Raw genomic sequence first — 14,756 nt, 5'->3', positions numbered from 1 at the left:
CAGGAACTGGGAATGATGTCTTCCAATGCAAAGCTTATAATATAAGGCGTTATTATTAATTGCCTAGTTAACTGTTATATTATTATCAATATACATCATCAAATGAGGATTCCAAATGCAATATCAGGCAGATGTAACCATTGAACTTAAAAGCGGTATGCTTGACCCTGAAGGCACAACCATCAAAAGGGCACTTGAACACCTTGGATATGAAACCGAGAGTGTGAAAACAGCTAAGAAATACACAATTGATCTTCAGGCAGAGAACATCCATGATGCCAGAGAGACAGTCGAGCAGATGTGCCAGAAGCTCATCGCAAACCCGATAATCCATAATTATGAAATCTCCCTGAGGGAACTGCAATGAGTATAGGTATTGTACAGTTTGGTGGCAGCAATTGTGACCTTGACGTGTTGCATGTCCTTAAAGATGTAATCGGAGCAGACGCTGAACTCGTATGGTACAAGGAAGAAGACCTTTCTCGTTTTGACGGTATAGTTGTTCCCGGAGGATTCTCATACGGAGATTACCTCAGAGCCGGTGCCATTGCAGCACGTACTCCTATCATGGCTTCAATCAAGAAACTTGCAGAAGCAGGCAAACCTGTAATAGGTATATGCAACGGTTTCCAGATACTGACCGAATCAGGTCTTCTTGACGGAGCTCTTACAACTAACAACTATCCAAAATTCAAATGTGAATCTACACTTCTGAGAGTTGAGACAACTGACACTCCTTTCACTTCAAAATTCAAGAAAGGTGAGGTAGTCAGCATTCCTATCGCTCACATGGAAGGTAATTTCTACGCAGATGAAGAAACCCTTTCAAAACTTGAAAACAACGATCAGGTTGTATTCAGATACGTGGACAAGGAAGGCAAAGTAACAGACGAGGCAAATCCTAACGGCTCACAGGAAAACATTGCAGGTATTGTAAGTGCAAAGAAGAATGTACTCGGTATGATGCCACACCCTGAGAGAGCTTCAGAGGAAATACTCGGCTCAAAAGACGGTATAAAGATATTCGAATCAATGATGGAATTTATTTCCAAAAATTGATTCTACTCTTTTTTTCAATTAACTTTGATTTATTTTTCATTTTTAACTCTTTATTCCGGGTCACGAATAACTAAAGCGAACACGAAGACTCAGGCGAAGCCGGCACTTTACCATAAGATGAAACAAAGTACTTTGTTTGCTACTCTGAACTTCCTATTTACCAAAAAGTCTGTAAGGCATTTGTATAAAATCATAAATCTTTGGCACAATCTTCTGTATAGAAGCATCGTAATGTGCCGCCTTCGGCGTATGGTTATTTTGTTTTTAGATTAAAGGTTGTTTTTGTGAACCACTCTTGATTATTCCTGCTGATTTTCAGCTTCAGCATTCTTAATAACATTCTCCACCGTCTTCCAGGAATGTCTCACAAAATCAGGCAATTCTCCATTCTCTCCATACCATTCGGCTAGGAACTTCTTAGTTTTAGGGTCTGATGGATAACCGCTTCCAAAATCTACGTCATGTTCAGCTTTTAAATCTTCTATAAGCTGGTCTCTGCGTACCTTGGCAACGATAGATGCAGCAGAAACTATCGGATAACTTGCATCAGCTTTGTGCTTAGAAATTATTGTAAGATTATCAGCTTTTTCAGGATTGTTCTTACGGTATTCTTCCAGAAGTCTGAAGCCAAACCTTTCTTCGTTAACATCGGCAGCATCGGCATAGGCTGTTTCTGGATGAAGCTGTTCAAGCACTTTTGAGAATGCAACCACCATAATATCGTTCATGCTCATAAGAGTCCTGAGCTCATCTATTTGCTCAGCGGATACTTCCAGAACAAAAACCTTCTCAGAATATTTTTCTATCTGGCCTGCAAGTTGTACTCTTTTCTTAGGACTGATTTTCTTTGAATCGGCAACTCCAAGATTCCTTAGTGTACTTTCCTTTGCATCGTCAAGCATAACACCGCCGATACACATTGGTCCTATTACCGGCCCTTTTCCAGCTTCGTCTAATCCGGCTATTTTCATGAACAAATCCTCTCTGCTAACAGTACAAAGGATTCTGATTTTAAAAAAGTATTTGCCAGGGCAGTTTAGTTTCTGCTGTTAGTTTCTGTTTTAAGTTCCTGATATTTTACCTGGCATTTATTTTGTAAAATTGCCTGTTCAGACAAAGAGTGTGAATATCGCATATCCTATTGCCACCATGATAACAGAGTGTTTCAGGCCGGACATAACATTTCCTTCTCCCATGGCACCTGCCATGAGTCCTGAACTCATTCCCTGGATAATGGATGCATGCTTGAAAAGGCGTGTATATGCTTCAAGGTCAAAGCTTCCGAGGAATCCTCCGCTTGATGATCCCGATTCTGCCATTTGCTGTCCTGCTTCTGCCATCTCGGTAAGGAATGTTGTTGAAATGACAAATATAACGCCGACAAAGACGAAGAACGATATGTAGATGATGACAATGTAGATCATCATACTCATTGCACGTTCTCTTTTCATGCCCTGCTCTGACGCTGCATCCCTCGCAGCTACCAGCAGAACCTCGCCGATATCTCCGCTTGACTCATTTGCCTTTGTGATAAGTGAGAGTGACCTGGTTACAACCTGGGTTCTCAGACGATTTGCAAATCGTATCAGTGCGTCATTTATTTCAAGTCCCCAGAAGATGTCATGCCATATTTTCCTTATTTCCTTGCTCAGTGTATCGGTATCTGACTTTGCCATAAGTCTGATTGAATCCCTTAGAGTCATACCGGTTTCATTAGTACTGGCAAGTTTCTTCATAAAATCCGGGAAGCTGTTCTCAAGTTTTCTCTTTCTTCTGGATTTTATTTCATGGAATATGGAAAGTGGAATAATGATTATAAACAGTGCCAGTACAATCTTGTCATCGATAAAATCCACAAAGAATGCAGGATTTCTTATCCTGTTCATGTTCATTAGCATTGGCATAAGAACAACGAACAAAGCCAGTGGAATTGTAATAACAAGTGTTGTAAGTGGCTCCTTTAACATTGGTTTTAGAGGGTTTAATGCAATACTCTTTAAAGCAAGAGATTTCTTAGACTTGATAAAATCTGTGAAATAGCCTCTGTTGCGGACTTTTTCATCAGTTTCATCTACAAGTTCACCCTCTTCATCATAAACCTGTTTAAGGTTTGCCGGAACATCAGGTATTCCATGGTCAAGAGTTTCAGTGGTAGGCAGCAGTTTTGGTTCTCCAAGTTCAGTAGGTGTGATAATACTGATCATCACAACAAACATTACAGAACCAATAGGCAGTACAGCGTAAATGATAGCATATACCATGGTGGTGGTTCCTGAACCCATGACAGCCATCATGACACCCATGATGATAATAAACAGCGGGCCAGCTACAAAGGCAGTGACGTATGATTCTGCCAGAAGTCCCAGTGTTTCAAGGAATCCTTTCTGGTCAACTTCCGCCTTTATAAGATATTGTTCTGATTTGTCACGGAAATAGTTTGGAATATTACCTCCACTGTCAATAACAGTAAGAAGGTTATACATCAGATCCTGGAACCTGTCAGAAGGTGTTGTATCCGAAGCATTTGAAAGTGCAGTTCTCAGGTCATGTCCGAAATAGTCCATATCCCTTACAATGGCATCTATCTCCTTGGATACTTCTCCGTATGTATCCTCTGACCTTGCAATCGCTCTGAAAACATCAATAATATTCATTCCGCCTTTACTGAGGGCGTACATGAATGTAACAGCATAAGGAAGCTGCATGTCTATCTTGGCCTTTCTTTCACTTGCCTGGAATCCAGGTAAAAGCATGAACAAGGCATAAACTACTCCCCCCATTCCTACTATAAAAATGCCAGTAATGAAAAAACCGACAAATATTTCTTTAAAGGACAGCAACCATGCAAATCTCGGACTGAATGTCAGGTTTGTCAGTTGCTCAGGTAATCCTACAAGTACAACAACAGTGTATGTGAGGAATAACCCGACAAGAGCACCTACAATTCCCGCAACAAGGGAATAGAAGATAGCATTTGATATGTACATCTCATGAGAGATGGGTATACGTGCCTGGTTAAGCTGCGTTTGCAGGTTTTCATAGCTTTCCTTTCTGGCTTTAATCTTATCTCCAATAAGTACATAAGGTATTTTTTTAAATATCTCTACGTAAATTAAGATCTTTTTCACGTAATGGTCAAAATCAAAACTGCTCTTTGATTTTTTGGATTTCTTCTTTTTTCCCTTTTTACCATCACTTAGCGGTTCCTGAGTTGTCTGGTTTTCAGCAGATATGTCTTCCCCTACTTCACCAATAATCTCTTCAGGGATATCTTCTGCCTGCATCTCAGAACTTTCTTTAATCTCAGTCACAATATCACAACCACTTTTCACACCAGCATTATTCAAGTTGTAATTTTTTCAGGACCTTTTCCGGTGTGGACTGGTAAGCATTGATAATGTCCGAAATTTCCTGGAAATCATTGATTCCATTCTTTACCATGTATTCCAGGATCTTCTGGCGATAGTACAATTCCTGATCTACCTTACCCTGTGCCCAACCACGTCTCATCTTGATGTCAAAAAGGGCTTTCGATTCACCTGTGCGGACGAACACGTCTGCCTCTGAATCCCAGACAAAGATATCGTTTGTCCTTATGTTCCTTGTATTCGGATCGATGTCAACAATCTCTACCAGTTTGATGTTCCTTCTTACACGCTTGCCCTTGGTGTACGTCTGTGACTGGATGCTCATGATATCCAGTGCCTGGATCATTGTACGTGGAACACTGATAGGCGGATTTTCAAGTCTGTGAATGGCAGATGCAACAGAGTCAGCGTGCATTGTTGAGAATGTAGTGTGTCCTGTTGACATTGCCTGGAAAAGAGTGAGTGCTTCCTTACCTCTTACCTCACCCACAAGCAGGAATTCAGGTCTTTGCCTCAGAGCTGCCTTTAGCAGGTCGTACATGTCGACGGCTCCTCTTTCATCTGCGGTGAACGAATCCCTGGTGATACTTGGGATCCAGTTTGGATGAGGTAGTTTGAGTTCTCTTGTATCTTCAAGTGTGATGACCTTGGCTTTTTCTGGAATAAAGAGTGAAACTGCGTTAAGTGAAGAGGTCTTACCTGATGCAGTACCACCTGCATAGATCAAACTCTTGTTGTTTTCAATGCAGAGCCAGAGATATGCCATGGATTCTGAGGAGAAAGTTCCCCATTTTATAAGGTCTACAGGTGTTATTGGTGTATCACTGAACTTACGGATGGTAAATGTACTGCCGTGTGCGGTAACACTTGTACCCAGAGTCATCTGGATCCTGGAACCATCCGGCATGGTCGCATCAACCATAGGTTCTGCAACCGAAATGTGTTTACCACTTCTCTGGGCCATCTGGATAATAAAAGAGTTTAGTTCATCTTCTTCATAGACTACATTGGTAGCGATATTCTGGTGCGCCCTGTGATAAAGGAAAATTGGTACGTCATGGCCATTGCCGGACACATCTTCAATGGAGTCATCCATCATCAGGGCATCAATCTTTCCGAACCTGACAAAGTCCCTCTTGATGTAATATGATATTTTTTCCAGCATTGGAGGAGTTATTTCAATGGTGTAATCTTTAATTATGGAACGTATTTTAGACTCAAGTACTGCTTCCTTATCGTCTTCTTCCTCGTTGATTTCTTCCACAAGAAGCACGTCTCTTAACCGGTCTTTAATTTCAAGGAGGAAAGTATGTTCAAAATCAGTAAGTTCAGGTTCGACAATATAGTAAAGATGACTGTTGCGGTCTTCATTGAATAAGATAACGATGAATGCGTATGGTTCATTTACCCAGTAACGCTCAATCTCTTCATATCCTTCCTCGCCTTTAAATTCCGTAATAGGTCCATGTATTTCAGGATCATATGGATCGAGTTCCATCTCGGTTTGTTTGAAGATATTTTTTATTTTGTCAACAAATCCAGGCTTCACTTTCTTTTCATCAGACTGTTCCTGTGCATCCTCTGTTTTATCCTCCGATTCTGATTCGGGGCTTTCCGGGGAAATTAGTTCTTCTTCCGGTGCAATGATTTCAATTTCTTCTGTTTGTGTATCTATAGAATCTTCCTTCTCAATTATTTCATCTTCTTCTGGCAGAGGTTCCGGAGTTTTTTCCTCATCAACAGTTCCAGTTATTAATGGTTTTGAAGGGCCGAAATTAGGCGATCTTGGGAGCAAAATTCCAAAATTCTCATCACTTTCTTCTTCATCTGCCTCTTGCTCTTCTTCATCCTCTGCGGTGTTTTCCTCAGTAGTACTGAGCAGTTGAGCAAAATCCTTTTCAAATTTCTCTCTGTCTTTTTCTATTTCCGACATTTCCTTCATTATATCAGTGTTAAGGATTTCATCATCAGTTTCCTGATCACTGGAAACTTCTTCAGTATTTTCTTTTTTATTATGAATGGAAGATTCTTCCTCAGAAACATTAGATTGGTCATCGGCCATTGTTTCACCGCTGGATGGATAATTTGATGTTATAAATAATTGTTAATTAATTCGTAATGTTGAAGGTGCCAGAAGCATGATTGATTATATTATATACTTATTATAATTATACTATACTGGTAATTAAAGGTATTGTAAGAATGTAAATTTCCTGTCTTACAATGCTGTACAGTTTCTGTTTTTTTTTGCAATATCTAACAAATTTAATTGCAAAACTGAACGTAACTTTTTATTTTCATTCCTTGCATTTTCGTAGATACTAATTAAGGAAGGGTATGTTCATTGGTATATACTGAATGTTCATAAATTTTAATATAAAACTATAATTATATTCATTATATTGACATGCGTGTCCAAAGTAATCAACTTTTATGAGTTCTAATGTACATGCAGTCAGTTCCGGATTCGGATTTAGAAATGATATCGTAATGCTTATGAGTATTCTCTGGAGAGAACTGGTATTTGGTGGCCATCTCTTTGCTTTAGGGTCAGTTTCTGTTGTAATGGCTTGTTCAATTGTGTTTATGATTCCTGTAAGCTGGGATATTCTTTTTGTGACATATCTTCTGTTCTACGCAATCTACCTTTACGATTATACTCAGGGTGCAAGCTCTGATGAAACTACAAACAGCAGTCGTGCAAAGTATCTGTTATGTAAGAACAAGAGCAAGTGTACAGTCATTATCACTTCTCTGGTACTTCTCACCATAATGATGGTCTTCACATCAGTTATTATAACTATAATTGGAATGTCAATCCTTATTCTTGGTCTTCTCTATGGAAGTCATTTTAAGAAACTCACAAAAAAGATCCCGGCATTTAAGAATGTCTTTGTTTCTATCGTCTGGGCATTCATGGCAATTTTCGCATTCATCTATTATTCAGTGCCAATAACATACGGTGCAATTATGCTTGCACTGTTCGTCTTCATTCGCATGATGAATATACAGATTCTCTTTGATGTAAGAGATTTGGAAGGTGACCGTAAAGATGGCCTTCTGACAGTTCCTGCAATTCTTGGAGACAAGAAATATCCTTTCATTCTCAGACTTATTAACATCGTGTCAGTTGTATTCATACTGGGATGTGTTTTAATCGGTCTTCTGCCGGTTTTCACACTTGCAGTAATTCCAATGTTCTATTACGCTGTAAGTTACATTAACAGGGTTGTAAAGTCCAGAAAAGAATACACATCTTATATCTTTGCAGCATTTGAACCAATTATGTGGTCGATTTTCATCTTTGCTGGAAAGTACGTTACAATGCTCAGTGTTTTCTAAGCATTTAATTCAACATTTGGCTAGGATTAATTTAGTATTTATTATGTTTCAGGCATAGGGTTCTAATTCCTCTTAAAAAACGAACAAGAACTCTCCAAACTAACTGCATGTCTCCCTGAAAACCCCATTTAGTCACATTTAAACACAAATATTAAATGTAAAGGTGGATATGTTCTGCTAGATTATAGCTAGAACAAAACAGGGAAGGAACTGAGGAAAACCCTATGCCTATTATAACCTTACCATATGATGACCTTGAACAATTAACCGGAACAGACAAGGATACAATTATTGAGCGCGTGCCGATGATAGGCGCAGATATCGAGCGTATAGAAGAGGAGTCAATTGATATCGAATTCTTCCCTGACCGCCCGGACCTTTACAGTGTAGAGGGCGTTGCACGTGCATTGCGTGGTTTTCTTGATATAGAACCCGGTTTCAGGGAATATGAGGTCAAGCCTTACACAGTTGAGATTAGAAAAGACGAGAATATAGATTCAGTTCGTCCGGTTTTTGGCTGTGCAATCGTCCGTGGTGTAAATTTCAGTTCAAGTGCTATCAAGACGCTGATGGACCTTCAGGAATCACTCCACTGGGGACTTGGACGTGACCGTAAAAAAGTCTCAATAGGTGTGCACGATCTCTCAAAGGTTCAGCCTCCTTTCAGGTATATTGCAGCAGACCCGGATTTCAGTTTTGTTCCTCTTGATTTTACAGAACCAATGACCATGAGGGAAATACTTGAGAAGCATCCAAAAGGAACACGCTTCGCACATATCCTTGATGGTTTTGACATGTATCCACTTATCCTTGATGCAAACGACAATGTGCTCTCATTCCCGCCAATAATTAACGGTACACTCACAATGGTAACTGAAGATACAACCGATCTTCTGGTGGATGTCACAGGACTTAGCAATGAAGTGTACACTGCACTCAACATAGTCACAACAGCTCTTGCAGAACGTGGCGGAGAAATAGAGTATGTTAAGGTTATCAATGCAGACGGAACCGAGGATATTCCTCTAGACCTGGGCCCAAGAGTAAAGGTGCTTGAAAGAGCAGAGATCGATGGTCTTATTGGTATGGAACTTCCGGCTGACGAGATAATTAACCAGCTTGGAAGAATGGGCTTTGGTGCAAAAGAACTTGAGGACGGACGTATTGAAGTTCAGATACCACGCTACCGTGCAGATATTCTTGATAACTCTGACATCATTGAAGATATCGCAGTTGGATACGGCTTTGACAAGATTCCTGCAGTATTTCCGATGAATGCAACAGTAGGCAAGTCTCACATGCTTTCAGACATAAGCACTGATATGCGTGAGATCATGACTGGACTTGGATATCTTCAGGTCATGCCGTTCACACTTACAAGTGACAGGGTTCACTTTGACTGGATGTGCAGGGAAAAGACCGATGATGTCACCTATGTAATGCATCCGATAAGCGAAGACCAGACAATGGTCAGGACAACTATCCTGCCGAATCTCATTGAGATACTTTCCATGAACCAGCACAGGGAGCTTCCACAGAAGATTTTTGAAGCTGGTGATGTTGTTATCAACGGTAAGAACGGCCTGCACCTTGCAGCTGTTTCCATAAGCCCACAGGCAAATTTCACAGAAGTAAGGGAACTTGTGGATGCTCTTATGCGTGAAAGACTTGTGGAATACGAGGTCGTGGAATCAGAAGATCCGGCTTTCATGGAAGGCAGAAGGGCTGACATTCTTGTAAATGGCAAAAAAATAGGTGTCATGGGAGAACTGTTCCCTCAGGTTATAGTTAATTTCGGCCTTGGTCAGCCAGTTGTAGGATTTGAGATCGATCTTCTTGATTGATCTTCATCATTTCAGTTGATGTGTTTACTTCTCACAGAATGGTGAGATACATACATTACACCAGCAGTAAGAAAGAGAAAAAACACTCTTATACAGAGTGTTCTTGTTCTTATTTTATAATTTATAATTTATTTCTGCGGAAGAAGAGCAACATAGAAATTGCAAGAATGGCTATGTAACCCTCAAATCCAGGAATGGAATTCTCTACAGCAGAATCATCTGGAACTGAATCATCTGGTGAGGGCTGATCCGTGTTACTAGTTGAAGCATCAACATCCTCCTCTGATTCAGACATATCTACTATTACAGTATCCTCATCGTCTTCTTCCGAAGCTTCGATTGTTTCCTCTGTAACTGCATTTTCTGTAGGTGTATCCTCTATAACAACTCTTTTTACAGGATAGAATACATATCCTCCGTTACTGCCTTTTTCCTTGTCAGAGGACATAAAGAACCAGTCACCTGTAATTGCTGTAGAAGATCCGGCACTTACAGTCATAGTAATAGTATTACTGTTGGATAGTACAAGTCCGGATTCCGTAGCTTCATCGACTTCAAAATTACCGAACTCATCACCGTTTTCTATTTCTGTATAACTGTCCTTGTCTGCAAGCCACGTATATTTGAGAACTGCAAAATTATCCTCCTGGCCTGCGAATATGGAATCTACATATGTCAGGAAATATATATGTTCCGAACCATCTGCACATTCTTGTTCAACAGTGTATATCCTGTCATCTGTTGTAGCTTCTGTTGAAATCACGCCGGTGTCAAGCTCTTCATCGCCCTTGTAAAGGGTAACATAACATTTTGAACCTTCAATGTCCACAGCATTCATCACAAGAGAATATCCATTCTTCATCTCCCACTTATCACCACTTTTAAGTGTCTTCTTATCGGAACTATCCTGTTTCATCAATATCTTTGCAAGCGTAGTAGCATCGTTGTCAACTGCACAGTATGAAGTTCCAAATATGGAGATTGTATAGAATTTTGTCACCTTTGTTACGTTCTGCTCTTCAGAATAGACACTGTATTTTGAAGCAAGCTGACTTGTTGTGTATATAAGTTCACCTTCATCGATTACATTTGCTGTTGGATTGGCTGAACCTATTGCAGGATTTCTTCCGTCATCTTGATAGTACAGGTGTTCCCCGGCACCTTTGACGAGTTGAGTGTACTTATTTGCAGCAAAAAACATTCCGGGAAAAGTAGAATAATCCCAGGAAATATTTCCAGAATCCGTAGAACCGGTATCTATAGGAGCCCCCCTTATATCCACATTTGTGGCCAGACAGGGAGAGGCCGTTGCAAGAACAAAAAGTAGTATTATACTCAATATTATTGTTTTTCCAAATTGTTGTATCATTTTTAGCCTCCGAGTAAGTTCGTCCATCCATAACAACAATTGTTATTTTTAGCGTTATGTTCTAACAAACATAATGGTATTTATAGTTTATCTGAATTCAAAATCTGTAATATTAATGAAAAAATTATGAATTATTTACTTCACAAAATAACAATGCATTTCTGCCACTGTTATAAGCGGAAAGGTTCAGCACTTTCCACTTCCACACGGGACACAGACTTTTCTGTTAATATCAGATATGTCTCTTACAGTGACATCTATACCATAAACAGATGACATTGTCTGACTGTTCACAACCGATGGAACCGGTCCGCAGGCAAGTAGTTTACCACCTGTCAGAGCAACTGCATTGCTGCCTACAAGGAAAGCATGGTCAGGCATGTGAGTGTTCATAACAATCGACATTCCTGATGCTGAAAGTTTCTTTACGGTTTCAAGAACCAACACCTGGTTTCCAAAATCAAGATGCGCAGTAGGTTCATCCAATAATAAAAGTGCTGGTTCCTGTGCAAGAGCACGGGCAATAAGCACCATCTGCCGTTGTCCTCCACTGAGACTATTCAATGTCCTGTCAGAAAGGTGCTCAACACCGACTGTTTCAAGGGACTTCCATGCAATTTCCATATCACCTTCTCCCGGCGAACCGAAGAGTGAAAGATGAGGTGTTCTTCCCATCACCACAAAATCCAGTACGTCGAATGGGAAAACGGTCTCGTTCTGTTGAGGCACATATCCGACTTTCTTTGCAATAGACCCTGAAGTCATTGTTTGAGTATCTTCGCCCTGTATACGGACAGAACCTGCAGCAGGTTTGAAAATACCTGCAATGCATTTGATAAGTGTGGATTTACCAACTCCGTTGGGTCCAAGTACACACATTACTTCCCCACCTTTCATTGAAAATGATACATCCTCAAAGACCGGTCCTTTACCATACGAATATGCCAGTGAATCTACTTCTAAGATTAATTCTAATTCCATCCCATACGCCCCCTTTTCAGAAGGTATGCAAATAACGGTGCACCAAGCAGGGAAGTGATTATTCCCAGCGGTATTTCTGTTGCAGTTACAGTTCTTGCAAGGTCATCTACCAGAAGCATGAAGGATGCACCGATCACCATGCTCATTGGCAGAAGCCGGTTGTAATTCGGACCTACGATCATCCTTGCAATATGTGGTACCACAAGTCCCACCCATCCGATAACACCGCTGATACTCACAGCAGCCGATGTGATAAGAGTGGCACAGATAATAATTATCAGGCGTATCTGGTCAACATTTACTCCAAGAGAGCGTGCTTCTTCATCCCCCAGTGACAGGATATTGATTCTCCATCTCAGGAGGAAAAGCACCAATGTTCCCAGGAGCATTGGTGCAATAATCCAGAGCAGATCGTTATATCTTATTGAAGACAGGCTTCCCATGAGCCAGAACACAATTTCCGGCAGGTCATCATAAGGGTCAGCCACGTATTTTGCAAGTGAGATAAGGGCTGTGAATATCGAACCTACGATTATTCCTGAAAGAACGAATACAAGAGTTCCTGTTCCTTTGCTGACCTTTCCCATACTGATGGCTCCAAACATTGCTATCAGTCCACAGGCAAATGACAGCAGTTGTATTGCGAGCTGGCTGTCCCAGAGTAAAATACCTGCACATGCACCAAAACCTGCGCCGGCTCCCACGCCAAGAATATAAGGTGATACCAGTGGATTTCGGAATACTCCCTGGAAAGATACTCCTGCAAGCGAAAGTGATGAACCAACGAGCAAGGATGCTAGAATTCTTGGTAACCTTACACTGAAAAGCACAGTATGTTGTGTGGATACCGGGCTTGCAGTTCCTGATATAAAGGAAATTACTGTATTCACGATATCAGCAATTACAAGTGATGCTGGCATCTGGTACCTGCCAACAAAGAGTGAAGCAACTAATAACAATATTGGAAGCAAATAAATTGAAATGGTGGCACATCGCCTGTAATCAGGCATGAGTACACCCCGTGAGTTCCCCTGGCCAGATTCCTGAAGATGGTCTGTGGAAAGACCTGTTAGGCTTTGCTTCGCTATAATATATGCCGTAGTAACGCCTGTAGAATGTATTTGCTTCCTGTTCAATGTCTATTTCAAGTTTACCAGGATGCAGCTTATCTGCTATATAAAGTAATCCGAGTATCCAGCGTGGGCTTCCAAAATCCCATGAAGGTGGAAGTGCATAGATTCTCTGCTGCTTTACTGCATCTGCTTCTATTCCATAATACTTGCAGAGGCCGTAGAACTCATAAAGTGGGCGGGAAAGAAAACCGGAGATGAATATCGTTTTGGGGTTATTATCGTTGATAAATCCCGGTTCAACATTGAAACCAGGCTTACCTTCTTTCTGAAGTAATTTGTTGATACTTTGCCCTCCGGCAAAATTAACAAGATTGTTTTCCATTCTTCCGGCGTTCAGTGCAAAAAGCGGTGAACCCATGCAATAGTATGCGCTTCCGCCATCATTTTCAGAGGCGACCCGTTCAATAAGCTCAAGACGCTTGCCGATGAATGAGACAAGGTCTTCACCCTTTTCCTGTACGCCCGCCTTGTCAGCAATCAACCTGATATATTCCAGATATGATGTCGGATTCTGTATCATATGATGGATATCCATGAGAGCTTCTGAGCTGGAAATCTTTTTCCATACTTCAAGCATCCTTTCTTCTTCGGGAATTCCCAGGCATGTAAGGACCGCATGAACCATTCCAAAAGCACGGCTTATCCTGTATCCACCCATAAATCCGGATTCACTGAAACTTTCGATGGCACCTGTGCCGGTAACTGGAATACTGTGGCCACATTCACAGCTGTAATTGCTCCATGGTTTCAGGAGTCTGGAACCCATGGGGCCGTAGAACTCTCTTTCTATTATTACTTCCCCACATTCAGGACAGAATGTATCCATTAGTCCTGTGCCCGGGGAATTAAAGAGGTAAACATGCTGAAGGTGATCATGCAGGCTGTTGCACAGTCTTTCAGATGCGCCTATGGACGGTTCAAGTGCTATTGGTGCATCGCCGAATGGGATGAATCTCATGAGTTGCAGAGGAATTGAGGTTGATATGTTTGCAAGGGTTCTGGCAACCTGAATAACGTCTTCTTCCTTTCCTTTCATGTAGACTGCTGAGACTTCAACGTGTACGCCCATCCTGTGTAGTTTTTCGATATTACGAAATACTGGTTTTGAGGACAGGACTCCACAATTCCTGTAAGAGTCATCAGAATGTCCCTTTATGCCTACATTCATGAAATTGACAAAACCTGAAAGCTCCTCAATAGTTTCTTCCGTAAAGTAGCAATTAGAAGAACAACCAACGAGGAGACCTTTTTCTTTTGCTTTAAGTGCCAGTTCGTGGAACATATAGAAATTCGCAGCCGGTTCGTTAAGTGTGGAAACTATTCCAATGCACCCAAGTTTCAGTGCAGTTTCAATAACCTGGTCAGGGTTCAGTGTTGGCCATCCAAGCGACCTTCTTGAAGCCAAAAGTCTTGCAATGCATCCCGGACATTTGAAGTTACAACCTGTGCTGAATACCTGGAGGAATTTTCCTGCAGGATAATAGTGGAGCATGGGTATAGTCTCTATTGAAACAGGAAACGCTCCCAGATACCCAAGTTCTGGATCCTGAATTATTTTGTCACCATCAAGCTGGTAGGTTTTGCATCTGCCGGTACTGTGCTCGTTGATATCACAAGCCATTTCACATATCTTGCACTTCATTTTTTGCCTCCTTTCAAT

Annotated in this window: 11 protein-coding genes; 4 read left to right on the top strand and 7 right to left on the bottom strand. The window is 41.0% G+C overall.

The genetic code is table 11. The features are described 5' to 3' along the window. The first annotated feature begins 115 nt into the window (after positions 1-115). Complete coding sequence (gene purS, locus METTI_RS00350) at positions 116-367, top strand: phosphoribosylformylglycinamidine synthase subunit PurS (RefSeq protein ID WP_023843809.1); 252 nt, start codon at positions 116-118, stop codon at positions 365-367. Beyond that, the gene (gene purQ / locus METTI_RS00345) at positions 364-1,059 is read left to right on the top strand and encodes a phosphoribosylformylglycinamidine synthase subunit PurQ (protein ID WP_023843808.1); all 696 of its coding nucleotides are present in this window, start codon (positions 364-366) and stop codon (positions 1,057-1,059) included. Before purS ends, purQ begins: the two co-directional genes overlap by 4 nt. 299 nt (positions 1,060-1,358) lie before the next feature. Here purQ and rnhB read toward each other — a convergent pair whose 3' ends face one another. From rnhB to METTI_RS00330, 3 genes are all read right to left on the bottom strand, one after another. After that, positions 1,359-2,030, bottom strand: a complete 672-nt coding sequence (gene rnhB, locus METTI_RS00340; RefSeq protein ID WP_023843807.1) for a ribonuclease HII — start codon at positions 2,028-2,030, stop codon at positions 1,359-1,361. A 138-nt stretch (positions 2,031-2,168) separates the two neighbouring features. After that, positions 2,169-4,370, bottom strand: coding sequence for a type II secretion system F family protein (locus tag METTI_RS00335; RefSeq protein WP_245596044.1), 2,202 nt, complete (start codon positions 4,368-4,370; stop codon positions 2,169-2,171). A gap of 28 nt (positions 4,371-4,398) precedes the next feature. Next, complete coding sequence (locus METTI_RS00330; RefSeq protein ID WP_023843805.1) at positions 4,399-6,489, bottom strand: type II/IV secretion system ATPase subunit; 2,091 nt, start codon at positions 6,487-6,489, stop codon at positions 4,399-4,401. Between the two features lie 371 nt (positions 6,490-6,860). Here METTI_RS00330 and METTI_RS00325 point away from each other — a divergent pair, with 371 nt between their 5' ends. Together METTI_RS00325 and pheT are read left to right on the top strand one after the other, a co-directional pair. Beyond that, positions 6,861-7,769 (top strand): UbiA family prenyltransferase, encoded by a 909-nt coding sequence (locus METTI_RS00325; protein ID WP_023843804.1) that lies wholly within the window; start codon positions 6,861-6,863, stop codon positions 7,767-7,769. Positions 7,770-7,993: 224 nt separating this feature from the next. Next, positions 7,994-9,613 (top strand): phenylalanine--tRNA ligase subunit beta, encoded by a 1,620-nt coding sequence (pheT, locus tag METTI_RS00320; protein ID WP_023843803.1) that lies wholly within the window; start codon positions 7,994-7,996, stop codon positions 9,611-9,613. 121 nt (positions 9,614-9,734) lie between these two features. Here pheT and METTI_RS00315 read toward each other — a convergent pair whose 3' ends face one another. From METTI_RS00315 to METTI_RS00300, 4 genes are all read right to left on the bottom strand, one after another. Continuing rightward, on the bottom strand, positions 9,735-10,982 hold the full coding sequence (locus METTI_RS00315; protein ID WP_023843802.1) for an S-layer protein domain-containing protein: 1,248 nt from the start codon (positions 10,980-10,982) through the stop codon (positions 9,735-9,737). Positions 10,983-11,168: 186 nt separating this feature from the next. After that, the gene (locus METTI_RS00310; RefSeq protein ID WP_023843801.1) at positions 11,169-11,963 is read right to left on the bottom strand and encodes an ABC transporter ATP-binding protein; all 795 of its coding nucleotides are present in this window, start codon (positions 11,961-11,963) and stop codon (positions 11,169-11,171) included. Further along, complete coding sequence (locus tag METTI_RS00305; protein WP_048134958.1) at positions 11,954-12,973, bottom strand: FecCD family ABC transporter permease; 1,020 nt, start codon at positions 12,971-12,973, stop codon at positions 11,954-11,956. Before METTI_RS00305 ends, METTI_RS00310 begins: the two co-directional genes overlap by 10 nt. Further along, the gene (locus METTI_RS00300; RefSeq protein WP_023843799.1) at positions 12,966-14,738 is read right to left on the bottom strand and encodes a radical SAM protein; all 1,773 of its coding nucleotides are present in this window, start codon (positions 14,736-14,738) and stop codon (positions 12,966-12,968) included. Before METTI_RS00300 ends, METTI_RS00305 begins: the two co-directional genes overlap by 8 nt. Positions 14,739-14,756: the final 18 nt, after the last annotated feature.

It is taken from the genome of Methanolobus tindarius DSM 2278 (assembly GCF_000504205.1).
In the GTDB taxonomy this organism is placed as follows: domain Archaea; phylum Halobacteriota; class Methanosarcinia; order Methanosarcinales; family Methanosarcinaceae; genus Methanolobus; species Methanolobus tindarius.
This window is presented reverse-complemented; position numbering and strand designations above follow the sequence as displayed.